23 protein-coding genes are annotated in these 24,586 nt (G+C 68.1%); 14 read left to right on the top strand and 9 right to left on the bottom strand.

Annotation, left to right across the window (positions count from 1 at the left end; translation table 11 throughout):
* Positions 1–20: 20 nt before the first annotated feature.
* Positions 21–773: an SDR family NAD(P)-dependent oxidoreductase gene (locus tag ACIBH2_RS01315; RefSeq protein ID WP_397112162.1), complete on the bottom strand. Its 753-nt coding sequence runs from the start codon at positions 771–773 to the stop codon at positions 21–23.
* Positions 774–929: 156 nt separating this feature from the next.
* Between ACIBH2_RS01315 and ACIBH2_RS01310 the strand changes: the two genes are divergently transcribed.
* The 12 genes from ACIBH2_RS01310 to ACIBH2_RS01255 are packed head-to-tail and all read left to right on the top strand — an operon-like array spanning position 930 to position 13,698.
* Positions 930–2,198, top strand: a complete 1,269-nt coding sequence (locus ACIBH2_RS01310; protein WP_397112160.1) for a cytochrome P450 — start codon at positions 930–932, stop codon at positions 2,196–2,198.
* Positions 2,199–2,218: 20 nt separating this feature from the next.
* The gene (locus ACIBH2_RS01305; protein WP_397116747.1) at positions 2,219–3,052 is read left to right on the top strand and encodes an MlaE family ABC transporter permease; all 834 of its coding nucleotides are present in this window, start codon (positions 2,219–2,221) and stop codon (positions 3,050–3,052) included.
* Position 3,053: 1 nt separating this feature from the next.
* On the top strand, positions 3,054–3,908 hold the full coding sequence (locus tag ACIBH2_RS01300; RefSeq protein ID WP_397112157.1) for an ABC transporter permease: 855 nt from the start codon (positions 3,054–3,056) through the stop codon (positions 3,906–3,908).
* A 3-nt stretch (positions 3,909–3,911) separates the two neighbouring features.
* Positions 3,912–5,183, top strand: coding sequence for an MlaD family protein (locus tag ACIBH2_RS01295; protein ID WP_397112155.1), 1,272 nt, complete (start codon positions 3,912–3,914; stop codon positions 5,181–5,183).
* Positions 5,180–6,220, top strand: a complete 1,041-nt coding sequence (locus ACIBH2_RS01290) for an MCE family protein (RefSeq protein ID WP_397112153.1) — start codon at positions 5,180–5,182, stop codon at positions 6,218–6,220. Before ACIBH2_RS01295 ends, ACIBH2_RS01290 begins: the two co-directional genes overlap by 4 nt.
* Before the next feature lie 5 nt (positions 6,221–6,225).
* Positions 6,226–7,272: an MCE family protein gene (locus ACIBH2_RS01285; protein ID WP_397112151.1), complete on the top strand. Its 1,047-nt coding sequence runs from the start codon at positions 6,226–6,228 to the stop codon at positions 7,270–7,272.
* The gene (locus ACIBH2_RS01280) at positions 7,269–8,414 is read left to right on the top strand and encodes an MCE family protein (protein ID WP_397112149.1); all 1,146 of its coding nucleotides are present in this window, start codon (positions 7,269–7,271) and stop codon (positions 8,412–8,414) included. Before ACIBH2_RS01285 ends, ACIBH2_RS01280 begins: the two co-directional genes overlap by 4 nt.
* Positions 8,411–9,508, top strand: a complete 1,098-nt coding sequence (locus ACIBH2_RS01275) for an MCE family protein (protein ID WP_397112147.1) — start codon at positions 8,411–8,413, stop codon at positions 9,506–9,508. Before ACIBH2_RS01280 ends, ACIBH2_RS01275 begins: the two co-directional genes overlap by 4 nt.
* Positions 9,505–10,776, top strand: a complete 1,272-nt coding sequence (locus tag ACIBH2_RS01270) for an MlaD family protein (RefSeq protein WP_397112145.1) — start codon at positions 9,505–9,507, stop codon at positions 10,774–10,776. Before ACIBH2_RS01275 ends, ACIBH2_RS01270 begins: the two co-directional genes overlap by 4 nt.
* Before the next feature lie 19 nt (positions 10,777–10,795).
* On the top strand, positions 10,796–11,503 hold the full coding sequence (locus ACIBH2_RS01265) for a DUF3329 domain-containing protein (RefSeq protein WP_397112143.1): 708 nt from the start codon (positions 10,796–10,798) through the stop codon (positions 11,501–11,503).
* A 28-nt stretch (positions 11,504–11,531) separates the two neighbouring features.
* Positions 11,532–12,233, top strand: coding sequence for a hypothetical protein (locus ACIBH2_RS01260; RefSeq protein ID WP_397112141.1), 702 nt, complete (start codon positions 11,532–11,534; stop codon positions 12,231–12,233).
* Positions 12,234–12,264: 31 nt separating this feature from the next.
* Positions 12,265–13,698 (top strand): carotenoid oxygenase family protein, encoded by a 1,434-nt coding sequence (locus ACIBH2_RS01255; RefSeq protein WP_397112139.1) that lies wholly within the window; start codon positions 12,265–12,267, stop codon positions 13,696–13,698.
* Positions 13,699–13,737: 39 nt separating this feature from the next.
* On the opposite strand, the gene ACIBH2_RS01250 is transcribed toward ACIBH2_RS01255, so the two are convergent.
* From ACIBH2_RS01250 to ACIBH2_RS01240, 3 genes are all read right to left on the bottom strand, one after another.
* On the bottom strand, positions 13,738–15,273 hold the full coding sequence (locus ACIBH2_RS01250) for an aldehyde dehydrogenase family protein (protein WP_397112137.1): 1,536 nt from the start codon (positions 15,271–15,273) through the stop codon (positions 13,738–13,740).
* Positions 15,274–15,304: 31 nt separating this feature from the next.
* Positions 15,305–16,753, bottom strand: a complete 1,449-nt coding sequence (locus tag ACIBH2_RS01245) for a carotenoid oxygenase family protein (RefSeq protein ID WP_397112135.1) — start codon at positions 16,751–16,753, stop codon at positions 15,305–15,307.
* A 119-nt stretch (positions 16,754–16,872) separates the two neighbouring features.
* Entirely contained in the window at positions 16,873–17,496 is a 624-nt protein-coding gene (locus tag ACIBH2_RS01240; RefSeq protein WP_397112133.1) for a TetR/AcrR family transcriptional regulator, read from the bottom strand.
* Between the two features lie 155 nt (positions 17,497–17,651).
* On the opposite strand from ACIBH2_RS01240, the gene ACIBH2_RS01235 reads away from it, so the two are divergent.
* Positions 17,652–18,335, top strand: coding sequence for a hypothetical protein (locus tag ACIBH2_RS01235; RefSeq protein WP_397112131.1), 684 nt, complete (start codon positions 17,652–17,654; stop codon positions 18,333–18,335).
* An 11-nt stretch (positions 18,336–18,346) separates the two neighbouring features.
* Here the strand turns inward: ACIBH2_RS01235 and ACIBH2_RS01230 are convergent, their stop codons facing one another.
* The 4 genes from ACIBH2_RS01230 to ACIBH2_RS01215 all read right to left on the bottom strand — a co-directional run bounded on the left by ACIBH2_RS01230 (position 18,347) and on the right by ACIBH2_RS01215 (position 22,084).
* On the bottom strand, positions 18,347–19,486 hold the full coding sequence (locus tag ACIBH2_RS01230; protein ID WP_397112129.1) for a hypothetical protein: 1,140 nt from the start codon (positions 19,484–19,486) through the stop codon (positions 18,347–18,349).
* Between the two features lie 18 nt (positions 19,487–19,504).
* Positions 19,505–20,767, bottom strand: coding sequence for a precorrin-6y C5,15-methyltransferase (decarboxylating) subunit CbiE (gene cbiE / locus ACIBH2_RS01225; RefSeq protein WP_397116745.1), 1,263 nt, complete (start codon positions 20,765–20,767; stop codon positions 19,505–19,507).
* A gap of 11 nt (positions 20,768–20,778) precedes the next feature.
* Positions 20,779–21,528 (bottom strand): SDR family NAD(P)-dependent oxidoreductase, encoded by a 750-nt coding sequence (locus ACIBH2_RS01220; RefSeq protein ID WP_397112127.1) that lies wholly within the window; start codon positions 21,526–21,528, stop codon positions 20,779–20,781.
* 142 nt (positions 21,529–21,670) lie between these two features.
* Positions 21,671–22,084: a PPOX class F420-dependent oxidoreductase gene (locus ACIBH2_RS01215; protein WP_397112125.1), complete on the bottom strand. Its 414-nt coding sequence runs from the start codon at positions 22,082–22,084 to the stop codon at positions 21,671–21,673.
* A gap of 142 nt (positions 22,085–22,226) precedes the next feature.
* Here ACIBH2_RS01215 and ACIBH2_RS01210 point away from each other — a divergent pair, with 142 nt between their 5' ends.
* Positions 22,227–22,886, top strand: coding sequence for a phosphate signaling complex PhoU family protein (locus ACIBH2_RS01210; protein ID WP_397112123.1), 660 nt, complete (start codon positions 22,227–22,229; stop codon positions 22,884–22,886).
* Between the two features lie 4 nt (positions 22,887–22,890).
* Here the strand turns inward: ACIBH2_RS01210 and ACIBH2_RS01205 are convergent, their stop codons facing one another.
* Complete coding sequence (locus ACIBH2_RS01205) at positions 22,891–24,018, bottom strand: M24 family metallopeptidase (RefSeq protein WP_397112121.1); 1,128 nt, start codon at positions 24,016–24,018, stop codon at positions 22,891–22,893.
* Positions 24,019–24,586: the final 568 nt, after the last annotated feature.

Genomic DNA, 24,586 nt, shown 5'->3' with positions numbered 1-24,586 from the left:
TATCTGTGTGACGGTGGCGATTACGAGGTCGCCATCAACTGCTCGACATAGCGCTGCGCGGCATTGGCGATGAACGCCGAGCCGTTGACGGTCCACCCGCCGTCGACGAACAGCACCTGCCCGGTGACGTAACTCGAGGCGGGCGAGGCGAAGAAGTTCACCACCGAGGCGATGTCCTCCGGGACGCCGAGCCGCCCCAAAGGCATGGCGGCGCCGATCGCCTCGGCGATCCCCGGATCGCCGAATTCGCCCCGCGTGCCCTCGGTGATGACCAGACCCGGCCCCACCGCATTGACCCGAATGCCCAAGGGCGCGTATTCGGAGGCCATCTGCTTGGTCAACGCGACCACCGCCGCCTTGGACGCCGGGTACGCGCCCCGGCCCTCTCCCCCCGTTTCGGCGAGCACCGAGGTGAGGTTCACGATCGCGCCGCCACTCTCCCCGAATTTCGGCACCAGCGCGCGGGCGACCAGCCAGCTGCCGATCACATTGGTGCGCAACACCTGATCGACCTCCGACAGGGTGCTCTCGGCCAGCGTGCGCGACCGCCAGATGCCCGCGTTGTTCACCAGGATGTCAAGGGAGCTAACGGTTTCCGCCAGGGCGGCCACCTCGGTCTCGTCGGAGATATCGCAGCGCACGGCCCGGCCCTTCACGGCCGCCGCGGTGTGCTCGGCCGCCTCCCCGTCCAGGTCCACGGCGATGACCTCGGCACCCTCCCCCGCGAGCCGGTGCGCGATCGCCCGGCCAATGCCATTCCCAGCACCTGTCACCAGAGCTTGCACGCCATTCCTCCGATCCCGGGCCATTGCCACCCGCTTGCCTATGACCGGTATCACTATTATATTGACCGACTAATTAGTCAAGCAGGAGCCGATCGGCTCTTCGGTCCTCAAATCTTGTGGACACCAACATCTTTGGAGGCCTCCGTGACCTCGACCCCAGCGCACTCCGTCGACGAGTTCGATCCCCTGGATCCGCAGACCCTGCAATGTCCGCATGCCTGGCACGCCCGGTTGCGCGCCGAGGCGCCGGTGCATTTCGTGGCGAGCCGGGGCATGTGGTTCGTCACCGCGCGCGAACTCGTCGCCAAGGCGCTGTCCGATCACGCCACCTTCTCCTCGGCTTTCGGCCTGCCGCAGATGCCGATTCCGGATTCCATCTCCGACGAGGTGGAGAAGATCCAGGCCGAGGGGTGGCCGCCCGTGCCGACCCTGCTCACCGCCGATCCGCCCGAGCACCACTACTACCGCCGCATGCTGGCCAAGGCGTTCACGCCGCGGTTCATCGCCCAGCTGGAGCCCGAGATTCGTTCCATCGCACAGGATTTGGTGCGCGCCATCCCGAACGGCGCGCCGTTCGAGGTGGTGCGCGGATTCGCCGCGCCGCTGCCGCTGCGGGTGATCGCCAAGGTGCTCAATGTGCCCGATGACCGCATCGACGACTTCAAGCGGTGGTCGGATCAGTTCACCGCCACGGTGGGCGGGCAGCTCGACGACGCGGGGCTGCTGGAGCAGGCGCGCAATATGGTGGAGTTCCAGAAGTACTTCGCCGCCCAGCTCGACGAGCGTCGGGCCGCGCCGAGCGACGACCTGTTGAGCGGCCTGGTGACCGCGCACAGCATGGACGACGATGACGAACCGCTCAGTACCGGAGCGATTCTCAATATCATCGTGCAGCTGCTCATCGCCGGGAACGAGACCTCCACCAAACTCATCACCGGGGTGCTGCACGAACTGGCGCGCGAACCCAAGTACTGGGATCAGCTGCGCGAACACCCCTCGGATCGCTCGGCCGATCTCATCGAGGAGGGGCTGCGCTTCCTCACCCCGGTGCAGTCGATGTTCCGGATCACCAAGGCCGACGCCACCCTCGGCGACTACACCATTCCGGCCGGGCAGCTGGTGGTACTGGTGTTCGGATCGGCCAATCGCGACGAGGAATTGTTCTCCCGCCCCGACGATTTCGATCCGGATCGCGGAAACGCCAAGGCGCATCTGGCCTTCGGCGCGGGCATCCACTCCTGTCTCGGCGCGCCGCTGGCGCGGTTGGAGAGCCGGATCGCGTTGGAGGAGCTCGCCGCTCGCTTCGGGTCGGTGCGACTGGGCGAGGACAACGACTTCGCCTACGAGCCCAGCTTCATGTTGCGCGGTCTGCACCGCCTGAACCTGGTGTTCGCGGAGGGCGAGCAGCGGTGACCGAGGTCGGCCCCTCCCCCATGCCCAGCCCGGCCGCGGCCGAGGTGATCCAGTGGTCGCGCGGCTACGCCGACCGCCATCCCCTCGCCGCGCTGCGCACCGTGGGCGGACAGGTGGTGCTGGGGGTCCGCGCGTTCCAGCACCTGGGCGGCACTATCGTGCGCCGCCGGTTCCCGTTCGGCGAATTCGTCGAACAAGCCACCTTCATGGCGCGCACGGCGGTGGTGCCGACCCTGTTCGTCACGGTGCCCATCAGCGTGACGCTGTCGATTCAATTCGGTTTGCTGGCAAGTCAATTGGGGGCCACCTCGATGGCTGGCGCGGCCAATGGCCTGGCCACCATTCGGCAAGGCGCGCCGCTGGTCGCCGCCATTCTCATGGCGGCGGCGGTGGGGTCGGCCATCAGCGCCGATCTGGGTTCGCGCACCATTCGCGACGAGGTGGCGGCCATGGAGGTCATGGGCGTCTCGGTGATTCGCCGACTGGTGGTGCCGCGCCTGGTCGCCAGCATCGTGGTGGCGGTGGCGCTGACCGGATTCACCTGCTTCATCGGCTTTCTCGCGGGATACGCCTTCACCGTCGTCCTCCAGGGCGGCACGCCCGGCAGCTACACCGCGACCTTCTCCTCCTTCGCGACCGTCGCCGATCTGATCCTCACCCTGCTCAAGGCCGTGGTGTTCGGCGTCATCGTCGCGATCGTGGCCTGTTACAAGGGCCTCGACACCCGCCACGGCGCGGCCGGGGTGGCGAATTCGGTGAATGCCGCCGTGGTGCAGTCGATTCTGCTGCTCATGGTGGTGAATGTGCTGTTCACGCAGATGTATCTGATTCTCTTCCCCAAGGCGAGCTTCTGAGATGGCCGCCACCTATTCGCCGCCTGGGCTGCGTACGGTCGCCGCCGCGACGCGTCCGGCCGTCCACCACCTGTCGCGGGTGGGCCATATGGTGGCGTTCTTCTTTCGCACCATGGCCGGAATCCCCTTGGTGCTCACCCGGTATCGGCGCGAATTCCTGCACCTGTTCTCGGATGTCACCTGGGGCAACGGCTCGGTGGTGGTGGGCGGCGGCACGGCGGGCGTAGTGTTGATCGTGGGCGCGGCCGGTGGCGCGGTGGTCGGGCTGGAGGGCTACAACGCGTTGAGCCTGCTCGGCCTGGGTCCGGCGACCGGGCTCATCACCGCGCTGGCGGCGGTCCGCGAACTCGCGCCGCTCATGGCGGCGCTGGCCTTCGGTATTCAGGCGGGCTGCCGGTTCACCGCGCAGTTGGGCGCCATGCGCATCGGTGAGGAGATCGACGCGCTCGAATCGGTCGCGATCCGACCGATCCCCTATCTCGTGACCACCCGGGTGCTGGCCTCGGCGCTGGCCGTGGTGCCGCTGTTCGTGGTGTGCCTGGCCCTGAATTTCCTGGTCTGCCAAGTGGTGGTGGGCTTCTCCAGCGGACAACCGTCGGGCAGTTACCTGCACTACTTCACGCTCATGCTCAGTGGCCGGGACATGATCTTCGCGGTGATCAAGGTGGCGATCTTCGTGGCCATCATGGCGACCATCCAGTGCTACTACGGCTTCTACGCCACCGGCGGCCCGCGCGGCGTCGGCATCGCGGCGGGGCGGGCCATGCGCGCCAGCATCACGATTATGACCATTCTCAACATGCTCTTGACCATGGCGTTCTGGGGGATCGACGCTGGCGGAAGGCTCGGTGGCTGAGCGGTGGCCAATGATTTCGAACTCGACGGCCGTGGACCGTCCACTCCGGCGCTGTTGCTGACCGGGACGGCGTTCGTCGTGGTGTGCACCCTGTTCACGTGGCTGTTGGTCGCCAAATCCAATGGCCGCCTGGACGAACGGGTGCGGATCACGGCGGAGTTGTCGTCGGTCGGCGACGGACTGCCCACGAAATCGGATGTGAAGTTCCGGGGGATGCTCGTGGGCATGGTGCGCGAGGTGACGCCCGCGCGCGACGGCAGGCCCAATATCGTGCACATCGATCTGAAACCCGAACACGCACAGGGCATTCCGAGCACCGTCACGGTACGAATCGTGCCCAGCAACGCGTTCGCGGTCTCGTCGGTGCAGTTCGTCGACAATGGCGACGCGCCCGCACTGCGCGACGGCGCGCGTCTGGCCGAGGATCGCACGCTGCCGACGCAACTGTTCCAGAGCACCCTGGCCAAGGTGCGTGAACTGGTCGCGGCGGTGGCGCGGCCGGGCACGGCGCAGACCCTCGGGTTGATTCGCACGCTCTCCGACGCGACGGTCGGGCAGGGGCCGACGCTGACGGCCGCCGTCGACGGGCTGAACCGGGTGACCGCGGAGATGAACGCGCTCACCGTCGACGACAGCGGACCGGCCACGTTGCGGACCTGGGAATCGGCCATCACGGCCCTGCGCGGCACCGCTCCCGATCTCGTCGACGCGCTGCACAGCGCGGTGACGCCCATGCGCACGGTCGCCGAGCGACAGACGCAGTTGACGCAGCTACTCACCGGGGCGCAGAGCACGCTCGGCACCGTGGGCACGGCCGTCGACAATCACATCGACGAGCTGGTCGACATCACCACCAACCTGACGCCGGTGGTCGGGGTGCTGGCCGACAACGAGGCCAAGTATCCGGCGCTCATGGTGCGGCTCAACAGCACCGTCGACAAGTTCTTCCAGGAGTTGTGGACGCGCACCGGCAGCAAGCTGGCCTTCACCTTCCGCCTGGTGGTGTCGCTGACACCGCTGCGACTGTACGTGCGCGCCGACTGCCCCGTGTACGGCGAATTGCGCGGTCCCAGTTGCGATACCGCGCCGGAGACGACTCCCGTTCCGGAGACGGTCGGCATTCCCGATATGCGCAACTACACGCCCCCGCCGGGCACCGTCGCGGCTCCGGCGCCGACCGATTCCGCCGCGGAGATTCTGCTCGGCCCGCTCGGAATACCCGCGCCGCCACCGGCTTTCACGCCGCTGCCGCAGGGTGAGGAGGTGCCGCGATGACCGCGTTCCGTCGTCAAGTGGTGTGGCTGAGCGCCTTTCTCGTCGTCTGCCTGTCGCTGACCTGGATGATTCTGGTGACGCTGCGCCGCGATGTGGCCGGGCCGACGCACACCTACAGTGCGGTCTTCACCGATGTCTCGGGGTTGAAGGCGGGCTCGGATGTGCGCATGGCCGGGGTGCGGGTGGGCCGGGTGGATTCGGTCGACCTCGACGGCGCGCTCGCCCGGGTGCGGTTCCGGGTGCAGCGGGATCAGCCGGTGTACGGCAATACCAAAGCGGCGGTGGTGTACCAGAATCTGGTCGGGCAGCGCTATCTCGGGCTGTCGCTGGCGGATTTCGGGCGGCCGGAGCGGCTGCCCGACGGCGGCGAGATTCCCGTGGAGCGCACCGAACCGTCGTTCGATGTCACCGCGCTGCTCAATGGTTTCGAGCCGCTGTTCACGCTGTTGGATCCCGATAATCGCGGCAACCTGTCCAATGCGCTGATCCAGGCACTGCAGGGTGATACGGCCGCGATCACCACGCTCATCACCGAAACCTCCCGGCTGGCACAGACATTGGCGGGTCCGGACGAGGTGTTGGGCCGGGTGATCACCAGCCTCAACGACGTCACCCAGACCTTGGCGGCGCAGGGCACCGCGCTGGAATCCACGCTCGCCCAGGTGCGGGTGGTGATCACGGGGCTCAATGACCGTCGCGGGCAGCTGGTGTCGTCGGTCGGCTCGATCGGCACCGTGGTCGGACGGTTGGCGGCGATTCTCACCGGCGTCGCCCCTGATCTACAGGCCATGCTGGGTCGCCAGCCGGGCTTTCTCGCCACCATCGTGGGCAATCCGGAGGGGATGGCCACGCTGGGCGCGAATATGCCCGCGGTCTTCAAGGGTCTGGCCCGGGTCACCGGGGACAGCACCGCCATGAGCGCGCAGGCCTGCGACTTCAATTTCACGATCGCCGATTTCCTCACCCCCATCGTCCCGGCGATCGTCGACGCCGCGACGCCCGGCGGTCACCGCGAATATTCGGCGATGTGTAGGTGATGCTGATGTGGAAGAGACTGTGGCACAGGGGCCGAGACCTCGAATCGGTGAACAAGGCGTGGTTGGGCGCGCTGTCGCTGGCCGTCATCACGGTCCTGGTGGCCACCACCACCGCCATTACGCAGCTGCACCTCGGGCAGGTCACCTATGCGGCGGAGTTCGCGCAGGCGGCCGGTATTCGCGGCGGGGACCAGGTGACGGTGGCGGGTGTACCGGTCGGCACGGTGGACGACACCCGCCTGGCCGGTGACCGGGTGGTGGTGACCATGAAGATCCGCAAGGGGGTGCAGATCGGCCCGGCCTCCACGGCGGCCATCAAACTCACCACCGTGCTCGGGGCGCGCGAGGTCACCATCGCCCCGGCCGGTGCGGGCGAGCTGCCCGGTCGTCGCATCGAGTTGGCGCGCACCAGCGTTCCCTACGATCTGCAGAAACTGCTGCAGGATTCGACCACCACGTTCGAACAGGTCGACGCCGAGCAGTTCGCGCGGTCCATGCAGGCGCTGGCGGTGCAGTTGCGCGATACGCCCGGGGTACTGCCGGACGCGCTGGCGAATGTGTCGAACCTGTCGCGGGTGATCTCCGAGCGCCGCGATCAGATCGGCGCGCTGCTGCGCAATACCGCGCAGCTGACCACCATTCTCGGTGCGCAGCAATCCGATATCGGGGTGCTGGTCACCCAGGGCGAGTCGCTGGTGCGCGAGATCGTGTCGCGCCGGGCCGCGGTGGTGCGGTTGTTGGACGCCGCCACCACGCTGGTGAACACGGCCTACGACGTGCTCACCGTGAACCGGGCCGATATCGATTCGATGCTCGGCAATATCCGCCAGCTCACCTCCATGCTCGGCGACCACGACGCGTTGTTGCGCAACACCTTCCAGGTCATGCCGGTCGCACTGCGCAATATCGCCAACGCCACCGGGTCGGGTCCCTTCCTGGACTTCCTGCTGCCGGGCGGTCTGATGATCGACTCCTGGATGTGCGCGATCAGCAAGCAAGCGGCGCAACAGAATTGGCCCGAACACTTCCAGTACTTCAAGGATTGCCAGTGACGAAACGAGTACTGCGAAAGCCCGCCCGACGCCGCCGGTATCGCTGCGCCGTGCGCGTCGCGGCGCTGCTGATCGTCGCGGCGGTGGTCGTCGCGGCGGGTTATCACCTGCTCCCCCGCGGCGGGGACACCACGTTGCGCATAACCGCGCAGTTCGACAATGCGATCGGACTCTACGAGGGCAATACCGTCGCCGTGCTGGGCATGCCGGTGGGCAAGGTCGAGAAGATCAGTGCGCGTGGCGGTTACGTCGAAGCGATTCTGCTGGTGGAGGACGATGTCCGGATACCGGCGGGAGTGCAGGCGGTGACCGTCGGCACCTCCATCCTCACCGATCGGCACGTCGAACTCACTCCGGCCTACACCGACGGGCCGACCCTGGACGACGGCGCGGTCCTGGGGCTCGATCGCACCCGCACCCCGATCGAATTCGACCGCGTCATCGCCATGGTCGACAAACTCGGCACCGCCATGGCCGGTGACGGCAAGGGCGGTGGTCCGATGGCCGATGTGCTCACCGCGACCTCGGCGGTCGCGCAGTCCAGTGGGCCGGAACTCAAATCGGCGCTCTCGGCGCTGGCGGAGGCGCTGCGCACCGGCGAGGACAATGGCGAGGCGACGCGGCAGAACATCACCACCATCGTGCGCAATCTCGCCACCATGACCGATGCCGCCGAACGCAATCAGCAGGTCATCACCGATTTCGGGTCCGGCGTCGGCCAGCTCTCCGACATTCTCGCCCAGGAGGGGCTGGGGCAGGGCGAGACCGGTAGCCAGCTCAATACCGTGCTCACCCAACTCAATACGCTGCTGGCGAGCCAGGGCGACAATCTGCGGGCCACCGTCGCGAGCAGTACCTCGTTCACCCAGGCGCTGGTGGACTACCGGCGGGAACTGTCGGAGCTTTTCGACCTCGCGCCCCTCGCGGTGGACAACGTGTACAACGCCATCGACCAGAAGAACGGTTATCTGCGCGTCGGCGCGCATTTCGACAATGTGTTCTTCGACAGCTCCATGACCAAGGAGGTGTGCAATATTCTCGGGCTGCGCCAATTGGGTTGCAGCACCGGGAATATGAGCGATATGGGGCCCGACTTCGGCATCACCTCGGTGCTGGAGGCGATGACCAGGATGAACCCGTGACGCGCCGCCGCCGCATCCCGGCCCTGCTCTGCGCCGCGCTGACGGTGCCCCTGGTCGGCTGTTCGGTCACCCTGGAGGATCTGCCGCTGCCCGCGCCGGGGGTCAGCGGGCCCAGCTATCACCTGACGGCGGTGTTCTCCAACGCGCTGAATCTGCCCGACCGCGCCAAGGTGCGCGTCGGCGGCGCGGATGTCGGTGAGGTGGAGTCCATGTCGGCCCGCGACTACACCGCGGTGGTGTCGATGCGCATCATCGACAGCGTGCGGCTGCCGGTGGGCACGACTGCCGAATTGCGTTCCGCCACACCGCTCGGCGACGTGTTCGTGTCGTTGAAGCCGCCCGAGGGCGGTGCGGCGCAGACCCTGCGCGACGGTGACACCATCGGGCTGTCGGACACCCTCGCCGCCGCCACCGTCGAAGACGTTCTCGCCTCCACCTCGCTGCTGGTCAACGGCGGTGTCATTCGCAATCTCACCCAGGTGCTCAATGGTATGGGCACCGCCATGGGCGATGACGGGCACCGGCTCACCGATCTGGTTCGCCAGTCCCGGGAGCTCCTCACCAGGCTCACCGACCGCTCCGGCGATCTGCACGGCGTTCTGGTCCAAACCGCCGCGCTGGCAGACGATTTGGGGGCACGCCGCGCCGCCATGGACGACATCCTCACCTCGACCGCTCCGGCGCTGGCGGTGATCGCGGACAATACCGCCCAGATCGCCGGATTGGCCGATCAGGTCGCGGCCATCACCCGGCAGCTGGAGAAATTCCCGTCCATCGCGGACACCGACACCCGCAGCCTGGTACGCGATCTCAACGCGCTGTCGGCGTCGTTCAACGAACCCGCCACCGACCCGCGGGTCACCATGGAGAACCTGATTCGGATCCTGCCGCCGACGCTGAAGTTCTTCAGCTCCAATGCCGCACACGCCGATGTGGAACTGCGCCAGGTCGTGGTCGGCCCGGTCGACGATCCGGGGCATTTCGCCGATCCGGCGTTCAAGCTGCCGGAGCAGGCCGACTGGGCGAATTTCGTCGGATCGCTGGCGTTCGTGCTCAACCAGCTCGGCGCGCGGGTGAACGGAGCGCCCCGATGAACGTGCTCGAATATCCGGCCCGGGTCCTGGTGCGCACCGCGCGCTTCGGGGTGGCGCGCAAACTGCTGATCTCCACCCTGGCCCAGATCACCCTGGTGGTCGTCGGGGTCGCGTACCTGGTCTTCGGGGCGCTGCGCACCGACCCGTTCAGCGATCAGATGCTCATTCGGGTGCGGTTGGCCGAATCCGGTGGGCTGCTGGCGAATCAGGATGTGACGCTGCGCGGTATCCCGATCGGACGGGTGCAGCATGTGGCGCTGCGCGACGACGGGGTGGAGGCGATCGTCCGGGTCGACGCGTCGGTGCGGCTGCCGCGCGACACCCTGGTCCGGGTGTCGGGTCTGTCGCCCGCCGGTGAGCAGTACCTGGATTTCCAGCCCACCGGTAGCGACGGCCCGCTGCTCACCGACGGCAGTGTCATCGACCAGGACCGCACCACCACCCCGATTCCGCTGTGGCGGGTGCTCGGCAGTGTGGAAGGGCTGCTGGCGCAGACGAATCCGGACCAATTGCGCACCATTGTCGACGAGTTGGGCGTCGGGCCGCAGGGTCCGGAGAAACTGCGCGACCTGCTGTCGAGTATGCAATTGCTGTTCTCGACCCTCGACGGTGTGCTGCCGGAGACCACCGCGCTGCTGCGCAGCAGCCGCCCGGTGTTCCAGCTGGTCACCGACAAGGCGGCCGGATTGCGCACTGCCACCGACAATCTCGCCGCCACCCTCGACGGCGTCGGCGCGATGGACGGCGGACTGCGCACCCTCCTCGACACCACACCGCAGGTGCTCGACGGGGTGGACCGCATCATCGCCGAGAACTCGCCCACCATGGTGCAGCTGCTGGGGAATCTCACCACCGTCGCGCAACTGTCGTACGTGCGAGTTCCCGCGCTGCAGCAGCTCTTCCGCGACGATCGCGGGTCACTGCTCGAGGCAGTGCAGTCGATCATGCACGAGGGCGGGGTGTGGGCGGTGGCGAGCCTGTACTTCCGGCACTTCTGCGATTACCCGCATCCGCGCGATGTGCCGTTCGACCCCAGCTATCCGGAGCCGTACCTCAATACCTACTGCCTCAGTGACGATCCCGCGCTGCTGGTGCGCGGCGCCCGCAATGCCCCGCGCCCGCCCGGCGACGACACCGCCGGTCCGCCACCGGGTTTCGACCCCATGCAGCGCACCGATCCGACCCCACAAGGCCCGTACACCATTCCCCTGCCGTACGGCGGCCCCACCATGCCGCCGGAATCCGAACCGCAGCGGCGCGGCAACTAGCTCGACCCGAGGAGGGATCATGGCCGACAACCAGGTGCAGGACACCGACGAGACACCGGTCGCCGTCGACGACGAGGTCGATACCGACGAAAACACGACCGCCACCGAAGAAGCGGACGCGGCCACGGAAGCGAAAACCGATGCGCCCGTGGAGAAGAAAGCCATCACCACGGCGAAATCCACGGCCCCCGCGGCGAGCGCCACCGAGAAGAAGTCCGCGCGGCGCGCCAAACTCGTCGGCGCACTGCGCTCCAGCCGCCGGGCGGTGCCCGCGCTGGTCGCGGTGCTGCTGGTCGGCCTCGCCGCCGCCACCGGCATTCTCGGTTGGGAGTACAAGCAGCAGCGCGACCTCGAGGCCGCCAGCAGCGCCGCCCTGCGGGCCGCCACCGACTACGCGGTCACCCTGACCTCGGTGGACACCAACAATCTCGACGCGAACTTCACCGCCGTGCTGGCCGGATCCACCGGCGAATTCCGGGATGTGTACACGAAATCCAGTACCCAGCTGCGCCAGCTGCTCATCGACCACAAGGCCAGCGGCCACGGCGTGGTCCTGCAGGCCGCGGTGAAGTCGGCCTCCGAGGACGAGGTCGTGGTGCTGCTGTTCGTCGACCAGACCGTCTCCAATACCGAAATGCCCGATCCGCGCATCGACCACAGCCGCATTGTCATGACCATGCAGAACGTCGACGGCCAATGGAAGGCCGCCAAGGTCGACATTCCGTGACGCCTCGTCACGGTGAAAGAGGTGAACAATGAAGAACCGCACCACATCCGGCGCGCTCGTCGCGTTCCGTGACGACCTCATCCTGCGCTCCATGCTGGCCCGGGTCGGCGATATCCCGGAAGCGGTCCTGCTGCCGGTGCTGCGGATGGTCAGCGACGACCGGGCCGCCGTCGACGCGGGTTGGGCCACCCTCACCGTGCACCGCGCGCGCGGCCCGCAATTCGAGGGACCGCGGCGTTCCTATCAACGCCGATACGGCCAGTTCGTCAGCGAATTGGAGTGGGTCACCACCGAATTGCGCAAATCGCTGCCCGAGGAGGATGTGACCGAACTGGTCGCCACGGCCGTATCGAACCGGTTGCGGCGCTGGCTCCGCTTCCTGCTGCCGACCTTCGGCGCGGTGAACGCCGTCCCGGAACGGATCTACGCCGACGTCATGGATGCCGGAGTCGGTTTCGCCACCTTCCTGGTCGGCCCCATTCACCGCACCGGGGTGGAGGCCGACGGCACCCTGGTGTACGAGATTCCGGAATGTGCGATGCACACCGCGACCGGAACCGGTGTGGCACAGGAGAACTCGTGCCTCATGGGCTGCAAGACGGCCTGTGAGCGCGTATTCGACGCCGATTCGCCGATGCCGCTGGAGTTCGAACCGCATCTGCCCGGCCTGTCGTGCACTTTGCGCGTGCGCCCGTCGCAGGCGCGCAAGGCCGCCCCCGCCGCCGTCTGACCCCGATCATCTCGAGCACTCAGGAGGGGCTATGTCCAGCCCAACCACATCCGACACCGGATACCGCGACTACATTCCGCTCTACGACGAATACGACTACGACATAGACGAATTCGAGGGCAGATTGCCCGAGGACCTGCGCGGCACCCTCTACCGCAACGGCCCCGGCAAGCTCGACGCGGGCGGGCAGCCACTGGGGCATCTGTTCGACGGCGACGGCATGCTGTCGATGTTCGCCGTCGCCGACGGCAAGGTGCACTACCGCAACCGGTACGTGCGCACCAAGCACTACCACAAGTCGCTGACCTCGCAGGGCGCGCCGTACCGGGCGCTGGGCACCATGCGCCCCGGCGGCGTACTCGCCAATGCCATGCAGTTTCCCGCCAATGTGGCCAATACCGGCGTGGTCATGCACGCCGGGAAGCTGCTGGCGCTGTGGGAGGGCGGCCCGCCCACCGAAATCGATCCCGACACCCTCGACACCATCGGCGTGCACCGCTTCGACGGCAAGCTGAAATGGCTGGGCGCGTTCTCCGCGCATCCCAAATGGGATCAGGCGACCGGCGATATGTACAACTTCGGGCTCGCCATGGTGCCCAATCCCTCGCTGGCCTGCTATCGGGTGGACCGCAACGGCAAGCTCGGCAAGGTCGGCAAGGTGCAGTTGCCGCGGCCGATGTTCAACCACGATTTCGGTCTGACGCCCAAACACATGGTCTTCGTGGTCGCGCCGCTGGTCTTCCCGCTCACCAAGATGATGGGGGCGGGCCTGGGGCTGCGCAACTACATCGACGCCATCGACTACGAGGCCGCGCGCGGCACCATGATCGCGCTGCTGCCCCGCTACGGCGGCCGTCCCCGCATCCTGCACACCGATCCGCTCATGCACCTGCATCTGAGCAATACCTACGAGGACGGCACCGACACCGTCGTCGAGCTGGTCAACTACCACGCCAGCTGGGAACAGCTCAACGGGCAGTTGCAGGGGTTGCAGGACGGGCTCACCGACAACTCCCTGCCCTACGGCGGCACCCTGCTGCGGTTGCGAATCACCAAGTCCGACCGCGTGATTCACGAGGACCTGTCCGATCTGCAGGGTGACTTCCCCACCTACAACCTGCGGTACACGAGCCGCCAGAACCGCTACACGTATCTGGCCGTGGGCCTGGACGGCAATCGCTACCCGAACGCGATCGCCAAGGTGGACAACATCACCGGTGAGCACCGCGCCCACCGGCTCCCCGCGGACCATCTCGCGCACGAGGCCATCTTCACGCCGCGGCCCGGTGCGACCGCGGAGGACGATGGCTGGCTGCTGCTGGCGAGCCAGGACATGGCGCGGTCGGTGGCGCATCTGCGGGTGCTCGACGCGCGCGATATCGAGGCCGATCCGGTGTATGTGGGGTCGCTGCGGCATCATCTGCCGCTCACCTTCCACGGCAATTTCGCACCGCGCGCCGCGTGAACGATCGGGGGCGGTCCGAATACTCGGACCGCCCCTGTGTCATTCCGTGTCGCGCAAGCGAATCGGGAGTCTGCGCCGACCGCGCGCGTCCACCATGCGCATGAGCGTCGTCACCAGCCGCGAGCACAGGCGCGAGGCCGGATACCACAGTGGTTCACGCCGTAGCATGGGCCCGCGCGGCACCGTAATCGCTTGCTGGCGACAGTACTTGCGCATGCCCGCCGCACCGCCCCAGCGCGCCCCGATTCCGGACTGTTTCCACCCGCCCATGGGTAGGGCGTAGTTCTGGAGATTGGCGTAGGCGTCATTGATATTCACCGCGCCCACCTCCAGTCGCCGCGCCACCCGTTCACCGCGCCGCCGATCGCCCGTCCACACCGTCGCCGAGAGCCCGTAGACCGAGTCGTTGGCCAGGCGGACCGCCTCGTCCTCGTCGGCGACGCACACCACGGGAATGATCGGACCGAAGGTCTCCTCGGTCATACACGCCATCGAATGGTCGACGTCGAGCAGAACGGTCGGCTCGAAGAAGACGCCGACGTCGGTGGCCTTGCCGCCGACCGCTATGCGCGCACCGGCCGCCACCGCCTCCTCGACGTGGCGGCGCACGATCTCGCGCTGCGCCTGGGTCGCCATCGCACCGATATCGACGCGGAATCCGCGATCGTCGTGGCCCTGCCGCAACCCCCGCACCTGTTCGACGAGGCTCGCGACGAACCGGTCGTACACGGGCGCTTCGACATACACCCGCTCCACCGAGATACACGCCTGCCCCGAATTGAACAGACCGCCGTACACGATGCCCGCCGCGGCGCGATCGACATCGGCGTCGGCGAGCACGATGGCCGGATCCTTGCCGCCCAATTCCAAGCTGTAGGGAATCAGCCGCTGCCCACACGCCACCGCGATGGCGCGCCCGGTGCGGGTGGACCCGGTGAACTGCACATAATCGACGGCCTCCACCACGGCGCGGCCGGTGTCGCCGCCGCCGGTGAGCACCGAGAACACCGGTGGCGCACCGATTTCCGCCCAGCCGCGCGCCAGTTCGACCGCGCTGAGCGGGGTCACCTCCGAGGGCTTCACCAGCACCGCGGCCACCGCCAACAGCGCGGCGAACGCATCGAAGCACGGGTTCATGAGCGGCAGATTCCAGGGCGTGATGATCCCGACGACCGGATACGGCCGGAAGGTGCGCACCAGACGCTTCGTCTGCCCGATCGGGCTGTGCGGACGCGGCCGCTCATCGGCCAGGAAGGCCTCGGCATTGCGCGCCCAGTACCGGGCCAGGTCGATGGCGCAGGGCACCTCGATCTCGGCGTCGACCCGCGATTTGCCGGTCTCGGACTGCACCACGTCGGTGAGCGCGGCCGTGTGGTCGACCAGCCAATCCTGCAGGCGCATCAGCCATTCCGCGCGCTCACGCACCGTCAGGGCCTCCCAGGCGGGCTGGTGTCGGCGCAGCGCGCGCACCGCCTCGTCCACCTCTGCCGCCGCGTGGTCGCGCACCCGCCCCACCACGCTGCCGTCGGCCGGATTGCGGACCTCGATCGTCGCGGCGGCTTCCACTGTGCTCATGCTGTCGTTCTCCTCCGCTCGCCGCACCGTGTCAGGCCATGGCCTGGCGGTAGAGCGGGCTGTCCACGCTGTAGTAGTTGCAGTGGAATCCACTCGGAATCGCGAAGGGGATCAGCACCCGAGCCAGGGGTCCGCCCGACAGATTCCGGGCATCGAACACCACCAGCTCGGTCTCGGCGGCGCCCGCGCGATGCATCAGTGTGAGCGCGTAGCCGTCGAGTTCGTCGGTGCCGCCGACCCGGGGCGCGAAGATGAGCTCCCCGGCCGCCGCGCCGTCGCCGAAGTGGTACAGATCCTCCGCGCCCGTGCGCGTGTCGACTCGCACCACCGAATCCATGCCGTCCGCGCGGCCGTCGGCCGAGTGCAGATTGCTGTTGGCGAAGGCGTGCGCGCTGGGACGGGTCATCAGCCGGTCGTCGGGCCGGGGGAACTGGATATCGCGGTCGTTGAGGATCTCCTCGCGCACCACGTCGGTCGCGGCGCCCGGGTCGATGGTCCACCGACGCAGACTCTGCCGCGTTTCCTGATGGGATCGCCGGTGCCCGTTGATATCCGGGAACAGCGCGGTGCCGTCAGCGGCGGCGACATCGGCGACGAGGCGGCCGTCCTGCTCCCACACATTGGCCTCGTGCATCATGTGCCGCGGCTCGGCCTCGAACCAGCGGACGTCCGCCGCGGTGCCCGTCCTCGGCATCACCCCGAGTTTGGTGGGGCGGTGCGGATCCCAGGCGACGAGCGGACCGCCCGCTATGGCGCGAGTGATGCTCACATCCAGGGGCGTCACCGGGAACACCACGTGGTTCTCGGTGACGAAGAAGGTGTGCATCATGCTCTGATGCGGCACCGGGATGAATTCGGTCTTGGTCGGCCGACCCTCGGAATCGATGATGTCGTAGCGGATTTCGGGCTCGGTGCCCTTGTTGCGCGCGATCACGCCGATATTGATCAGCTCCCCGGTGCCGTGATCGACCTTCGGATGCGCCGAGAAGGTCGTGGTGATCACGCCGCCGTAGTGCTCCTCGCCCAGGGTGTCGAGGGTGCGCGGATCGAGTTCCACCGGCGGCGCGCCCTCCATCAGCGCCAGCAGTTTGCCGCCGTGCAGGATCACATTCGTGTTCGCGGTGTTGTACCGCGTCCCCGCCGCCTTCGAATCGGTGGTCATGGGATTGCCGTGCACCCCGAAAAGCCTTCTGCCCTCTTTCATTTCGAGCAGTAGCTTCTCGGTGCGGACCCACCGGTTGCGCAGCGAGACCCGGCCCTCGCCGAGGAAGAACGCGTACACCATGCCGTCGCCGTCGAACCAGTGGTAGTCCTCGTCGGTCGGCGGATACAGCGGTTCGGCGCCATTGCGGTAGAACACCCCGGCCAGATCGTCGGGCAGCTCGCCCTCGATGAACAGATCCGGCGCGTCCACCTCCATCCGATTCGGCCGGTGATGGCCGACGAGGAACGGACTCTCGCGGTAGCGGGCGGTCGCCATGCTCTCTCCTGATGCCTGCGACGGGGTCCGGACCGCGATCACGCTGCGGCGCAATCTATTAGTTGGTCCGATAATTATTTAGTACCCGCGTGCGGGACCGCTGTCAATCCGCGCGCGTCCTACCCGGCGTCGAGCAGCAGCCGCTCGAAAAGATCGTCGAGGATATCCATCTCGATGGGGTCGCTGGCCGCCGCGGCGTGCGCGAACCCGTCCACCACGGCGAGTATCAGCCGGGCCACCTGCACCGGATTCAATTGCGCGGGAATGAGTTCGGCCTGCTGACCGCGCAGTACGGCATCGGCGAGGCCCTCCACCATGCCCTTGCTCACCGCGTCGAAGGGTCCCGACAGTTCGGCGTGGCGACGCGCGTCGATCGGCGCGGTGGCCACGAATCCGGCCAGATCCGGATATTCGTGATTGATCCGCATGGACACCGCCAGCAGGGCTTTCAACAGTCCGCGCACCGAGAGCGCGCCCTCGACCGCGACCGCCGCGCGCTCCTGGATGCGGCCGTACACCTCCGCGCAGGCGGTCTCGAACAGTTGGCTCTTGGTGCCGAAGTGGTAGTAGACCGCGCCCGCCGTGACCCCCGCCATTCCGGCGATGAGGCTGTTGGTCGCCGGGCCGTAGCCATGTTGCGCGAAACAGCGGATGGCCGCGTCGATCACCCGCTGTCGAGTCTCGCCGCTGTCGATGCCCGCTGGTCGGCCCGGACCGACCTTCGCCCGTTTGTTCTGAGTCACCTGCCCATTATCACGTACCCCGACGAAACACCGTCGGTGGCGAGATATATCGGGTCCGGCGCGGTTTCGCTCTTGACACAGCTGCGACCATCCCGCCTAATGAGCACCCAAGAAATGAAACATCGTTTCGTCAGACGAAACAGAGGTATCGGCCCATGCCGCAACGACAGCTGCTCGCCACCGCCGCCATCTGCGCCACCGCGCTCTTGACCCTGCTACCCGGCTCCCCCGCCGCGGGCGCGCCCTCGGAACCGACACAGTTCGGCAATCTGTGTATGCGCACCCAAATGCTGACCGCCAATATCGACGAGGCGTCCTTCCGGCGCGCGGGCGGAACCATCGGGAATGTCGATTACACCGATCTCGCCTCGTTCGCCGCCTCGAAGCCGAAGCTGCGGCCGCTCGAGACCACCCGCTTCGACACCTACGAGAACGGGGAGTCGAAACAGGTGCGCTGCAAAGGCAAGTCGGCCGATCACATCACGGCCGAGTACGGGCCCTATGTGGCGGGCAGCGAGGGCGATTGCGCCTCGGCGAACCGTCGCACGGTGTGGGAGGCGTCGGTCATGTTGTCGGCGACCGAGCGAATGGCTCAGGTTCGGCAGGCCAATGACATCGTCATCGATCCCGATACCGCGGCGCGTACCGGCCAGGATTGGCTGGCCGACTTCCCCACCGCCACCAAGGATGCCGAGGGTCGGGTGCATCTGCCGTCGAAATCGCTTGTGGTGCCGTTGAATACGCCGAATATTCCGGAGGAGTTCAAGGGGCAGCACTACTGCACGCTGGCGTCACACGCCTACGTGAAGCGCATTCTGTTGGGGCAGGTGCTGGCCTGATCGGCGTGGAGTCACAGCTGTGAGACCGCGAGCTGTTCGGTCAGGGCCCGGTGCAGGAAGGCCGGGTCGCGCAGGTGTGGCTCCAGTAGCCGCCAGCCGTGGTAGTAGGCGAAGATGTAGGGCTCGGTGAAGGGGGTGCCGAGAAAGCCTTGGGTGAACGCCAATTCGTCCTCGGAGAGCAGCGCCGTGTCCGCGAGGTAGTCGCGCACCTTCGGCCACGGCGTCCGCTCGGCCAGGAGTAGGGCCGCATTGCAGTACGCGCCCCAGATGATATTGCGGGCGTGTTGGATTTTCGCGTAGTCGCTGTCGTCGGGGCGCAGTTCCTCGACATTGGCCAGTAGCCAGCGCTGTGCTTCGTCGCCGGGGAACAGTAGCCGGGGGACGTGGAGTCCGATGCCTTCGGAGATCACGTAGGCGGGTGCGGGCATGAACCGCACGCGAATGTCGGGGCGGTGGCCCTGAATTCGCTGTTTGAGCAGGAATTCGTAGATGTGGCCCGGAATCGCCTCGTGGGCGACGACGTAGAACAGATCAGCGAGATTGAAGGGCAGGGCGGGATCGACGAAGACGGTGCCGGAGGCGCCGCCCCGATACAGGCCGCGGAACGGTCCGGGCGCGAATTCCACTGTCACGTCGAGTTCGTCGGATCGGCCGAGGAGCGTTTCGGTGCGGCGGCGGGTCTCGGTGAGTGCGCGCTGGATCAGTTCGGTCAACCGCTCCGGGCGGCCCGTGGGGAGGCTGTGCGCGGTGCGCCAAGCGGAGAGACGTTGTGCGAGTGTGCCTTTCGTGGCCGGTAGGCCCTCGTCGAGGAGCCGGTGCGCCTGGTCGAACACCTCGTCGGGAATCCATTCGGCGGTGATGCCGAGCATGCCGCGCACCAGGTCGGGCAGTGGTATCTCCTCGCCGGTGAGCCGTCGGGCGAGGGTGTGCAGTGCCCGGAGTTGTTCGGACAGGGCCGGATCGGGGGTGGCCGCCGCCAATTCCTCGGCGGTTCGGGCGAGATCGGCCGGGTTCGCCAGCGGCTCGTTCTCCACGGCGGCGCGCAGTTCCTCCGGACCTCGGTAGTCGAGAATCCACATGCCGGTGGGGTGGGCGGTCACCAGTCGGTCGATACGCAAGCAGAGCAGGGTGTAGTCACGCGTGATGTCCACGATCCCACTGTGCCAACGTCAGCGCGACGGCTTCAATACCGACCATTGTGTGACCGGCAGCTGCGGCCGCCACGACGTGAAACCACCGAGGGGTTCGGCGCGGTAGATCTGGAAGCGGCGCAGCGTACCGCCGTGCGTGGCGGCGAGGGAGAGCAGCAGCGCATCCGATTCGGCCGTCACGGCATTGGCGACGAGGCGGCCGCCGGGGCGCAGCGCGGACCAGCAGGCGTCGACCATGCCGTCCTGGGTGAGGCCGCCGCCGAGGAAAATGGCGTCGGGGGCGGGCAGGCCCGCGAAGGATTCGGGTGCGCTCCCGCGCACCTCGATGGCGGGGACTCCGAGGGCGGCGGCGTTCTCGGTGATCTGTTCGCGGCGCGCTGGTAGGCGCTCGAAAGTGACCGCGCGGCACGCGGAGTGGGTTCGGCACCATTCAATGGCGATGGTGCCCGAACCGCCGCCGACATCCCACAGCAGTTCGCCGGGGGCGGGGGCGAGCGCGGCGAGGGTGAGGGTACGGACCTCGGATTTGGTGAGCTGGCCGTCGCCGCCGTAGACGGTGTCGGGGAGGCCGGGCAGTCTGGTCAGACGGGGTGTCTCGGCCTCTGAGAAACAGTGCACGGCAACGATATTCAGTGCGTCGCCGGGCGGAAGGTCCCAGGTCGCGGCCGTGCCGTTGATCAGGCGCTCGTTCGGTCCGCCGAGCTGTTCGAGCACCAGCATGGCCGATGCGCCGAATCCGTTGCGCGTCAACAGTTCCGCCAGCCGGGCGGGGGTGTGCTCGTCGGGGCTCAAGACGAGCAGTCGCCGTCCGTCGGCGAGTTCGGGGAGCACGGTCTCCAGTCGCCGACCGACCGCCGTCACCACCGGCGTCTCCGCCAGGGCCCAGCCCAGCCGGGCGCAGGCCAGGGACGCCGAGGACGGCTGCGGCAGGACCCGCAGCGCACCCGCGCCCACCAGCCGCGCCAGTGTCACGCCGATGCCGTAGAACATGGGGTCGCCGCTCGCGAGCACGCAGACCCGCAGGCCCGCATAGGTTTTCAGCAGGCCGGTCAGCGCGGGGACGAGCGGCGACGGCCAGGCACGGCGCTGTGCGGCGGTTTCACCCTCGGGAATCAGAGACAGTTGCCGTCCCGAGCCGAGGAGCACGTCGGCCTCGGCGATCGCGCGGCGCGCGGTACCGCTGAGCCCGTCCCAGCCGTCCGCGCCGATGCCGACGACGAACAGCGGCCGGTCCGCGGGCCAGGACAGCGAAACCGGCTCTCCCGCAGCGGAACCGGGCATCGCACCATCGGTCATCGCGGCATCCGCCGCCAAATCGATTGCGGTACGAAGCGCATGACGAAGAAGGCCACGCGCAGCACGCCGGGTACGACCACGGTGCGGGAGCGGCGGCGCAGACCGGCGACCACGCCGTCGGCCACCTGATCGGGGGTGCTGGCGGGCGGAGCCGGTTTCATACCCTCGGTCATGCGGCCGATGACGAAGCCGGAGCGAACCAGCAGCAGGTGAATGCCGCTGCCGTGCAAGGCATCCGCGAGGCCGTTGGCGAATCCGTCGAGTCCGGCCTTGGCCGAGCCGTACACGTAGTTGGCCCGGCGCACCCGCACCCCGGCGATGGAGCTGAAGACGACGATCTGGCCGGTCCCCTGGGCGCGCAGCATATTCGCGAGGATGGTGAGCGCGTTCACCTGAGCGACGTAATCGGTGTGCACGACGGCGACCGCGTGCGCCGGATCCTGTTCGGCGCGCGCCTGATCCCCCAGCACACCGAAGGCCAGCACCGCTACCCCGATACGCCCGTGCTCGGCGGCGACCTTCTCCAACAGCGGCTGGTGTCCGGCGAGATCGTCGGCGTCGAACTCCAACGCGTGCACCGCGGTGGCTCCCGCCGCCAGGATCTCGCGCCGTTCGTTCTCGAGGTCGCCGCTGCGTCGCGCCGCCAGCACCACGACGCGTCCCGGTGCGAGCCGTTGCGCCACGGCGACGCCGATCTCACTGCGTCCACCCAGTACCAGCACCACGCCATCGTCGATCTCGGCCATGGCGCACAGTCTGCCAGTAGCGCTACCGGCCCGGAGCGGCCGGGGATATGCCGTCGCCACGGCGGATGCCCGGCTCGGATGCCAGCGCGGGCGCGTCCCGGACGGACAGTCCCGTACGGTGCCGCCGCCCGCGTGGAGTCCGCTAGCCCTTCAGCCCGCTACTGGACAGCACTCGGTTGACGGTGATCGCGATGACCACGCGGGTCGGGTTCTCGCGCGGCTGGCGGTAGCGTCCGACATAGCGCTCGACCGCATCGGCGACGCTGTCCGGATCGTCGAAGACCTCGGCCGGGCCCTCCAGGGTGAGCCAGCGGGCCCCGTCCACCTGGCTCACCGCGGCATATCCGGACCGCCGGACATTGCGCACCTTGACCGATCCGCCGTCGCAGATCACGCGCGCGACCCCGGCCTCGGCGTCCCAGGTGAAGCCCACCGCCACCACATGCGGCGTGCCATCGGCGCGCAGGGTGGTGAGCGTGGCCAGGTGACGCTCCCCGACGAACTCGAGGGCGGCCTCGGTGAGCCGGGGGCGAACGATGGCGGTCGACATGGGCATGACGCTACCAATCCGGCTACCGCGCAGCATCGCCGCATGGCGGGTGCAGGCAACGGACCAGTTCATTGGGGCGAGATCGCGTACCAGGCAGTCTATTTCGTGAATATGTGCACGTTCGCGGTCGGGCGGCCAAGATTAGCCGGTGCGGACGAAATTCTCTTATGAGCTCGCGACTCTCAGCGACGAGCTCGCACAGATGGCGCGCCTCGCGCACGAGGCCACGGAGCGCGCCGATATCGCGGTGGCCGAATCCGATCTGACCGCCGCCTACGAGGTCTTCGCACTGGAGGAGCAACTACAGGTCAAGCACGCCAGATGCGAGGACCGGTCGGTCATTCTGCTCGCCCTCGAGGCCCCGGTCGCCCGGGATCTGCGGCATGTGGTGACGGCCATCGGCATCGCCGACGATCTGTTCGGGATCGGCGGGGCGCTGAGCCGGGTGGCCGACAATGTGGTGCGCCGCCATCCGCAGCCGGTCGCGCCGCCGCACGTCACCGCCCTGCTGTCCGGAATGGCCAGGGCCACCGTCGATCTCGCCGCCGCGGCCGCGGCGGCCATTACCGCGCGGCCGCCGTCGCCGGATCTGGTGCCGCCGCCGCGCGACGAGACCATCGCGCGGCTGCATCAGCAGTTGTTGCGCGCGGTGGCCGACACCAGCTGGGCCTACGGCAGCGGTATGGCGGTGGACCTGGCGCTGCTGGCGCAGCAGTACCACCGGTGCGCGGCGCACTGTCTGCGGATCGAACGGCTGATTCGCTTCCTGCACACCGGGATTCCGGTCTCCGCGCAGGAAGCGACCTAGCCGGTCACAGCCGGGTGAGGCCGTGCGGGCGCTTGTTCACCGATTCGCAGCCGTCCTCGGTGACAATGACGATGTCCTCGATGCGGGCGCCCCACTCGCCGGAGAAGTAGATCCCCGGCTCGACGCTGAACGCCATGCCCACCTCGAGGGGAATGTCGTTGCCCGACACGATGTATGGCTCCTCGTGGACCGAGAGTCCGATGCCGTGGCCGGTGCGATGCACGAAGTACTGGCCGAGTCCGGCCGCGACGAGCAGGTCGCGGGCGGCGGCGTCCACCGACTGCGCGGTCACGCCGGGGCGGACCGCGGCGACGGCGGCGGCCTGTGCGCGTTCGAGCTCGGCACAGCGGGCGGCGACCTCCTCGGAGGGTTCGCCGAGCACGTAGGTGCGGGTGGAGTCGGAGAAGTAGCCGGGTTCGACGGGGCCGCCGATATCGATGACCACCACGTCGCCGTCCTGGATCACCCGGTCGGAGACCTCGTGGTGCGGGTCGGCCCCGTGCGGGCCGCTGCCGACGATGACGAACGCGGCGGAGGTGTGCCCCTCCTCGACGATGGCGGCGGTGATATCCGCGGCGACCTCGGCCTCGGTGCGCCCGGCGCGCAGGAATTCGCCCATGCGGGCGTGCACCCGGTCGATGGCGGTACCGGCGCGGCGCAGCGCGTCGATCTCGGTGTCGTCCTTGATCATTCGCAGCTGGCGCAGCATCGGGGTGGCCGAGACCGGGACCTGGCCGAAGATCTCCGCGATGGGCAGCAGGTGCAGCGCGGGCATGTGGTCGTCGACCGCGGTGCGCGCCCCGGCATTGAGCACCGACTTGACCAGCGCGTACGGATCGACCCCGTCGGTCCAGTCCACGATCTGCAAGCCCAGTTCGCCCGCCGCGGAGCCGCCGAGCGAGGCCAACTCCAGCTTCGGGATCACCACCGACGGCGTCTCGCCCGAGGCGGGCACCACCAGGCAGGTCAGGCGCTCGAACGACTGCGCCCGCGAACCGATGAGATATTGCAGATCCGGGCCGGGGGTGATGAGCAGCGCGTCCAGATGGGCGGCGCGGGTCAACTCCGCCGCCCGCTCCAACCGCGCCCCGTAGACGTCCGCTGTGAACCGTGACTCGTCGTGAGAGCTCATGCCACCCGACGTTACCCGCCCGGCCCACCGCCCTCGACAAGATCACGGTGAGCTTTGCGCAATCGGTGCGCTCGAACGGGGGATTCCGCACAGCCCGAGGAGAATCCGCAGCCGAGGTGATCCGTCGCGCCCGGCCCGCGCTCGAATCCCGAACAGTTCCAGCCCCACCACTACACCGCGCTCACCACCTCCCTCACGACCGACCTCACTGCCGCCGACACCCACGATGAGGCGTACTGCGGTGGGCCGATGAGGGCGCTGGGCGGAATGACCCGCGACGAGGACGCGGCCTCGGAGCACGACGGCGGGGACGCAACGTAGTAATAGCCGTGACGCAACCCGGAGCGCATGGCGGAGCGGGCGGGGCAAAGCGCGCGGACGCGCGGACGGGGCGCGCGGGCGAGGGGCGCGGTCGACGTGCGCAGGCGCGACGCGCGGGCGAGGCGTGCGGGCGGGACGCGCGGGCGGAGCGCGCGGGCGGAGCGCGCGGGCGGAGCGCGCGGGCGGAGCGCGCGGGCGGAGCGCGCGGGCGGAGCGCGCGGGCGGAGCGCGCGGGCGGAGCGCGCGG

The sequence above is a fragment of the Nocardia sp. NPDC050406 genome (assembly GCF_044459025.1).
Taxonomy (GTDB): domain Bacteria; phylum Actinomycetota; class Actinomycetes; order Mycobacteriales; family Mycobacteriaceae; genus Nocardia.
This window is presented reverse-complemented; position numbering and strand designations above follow the sequence as displayed.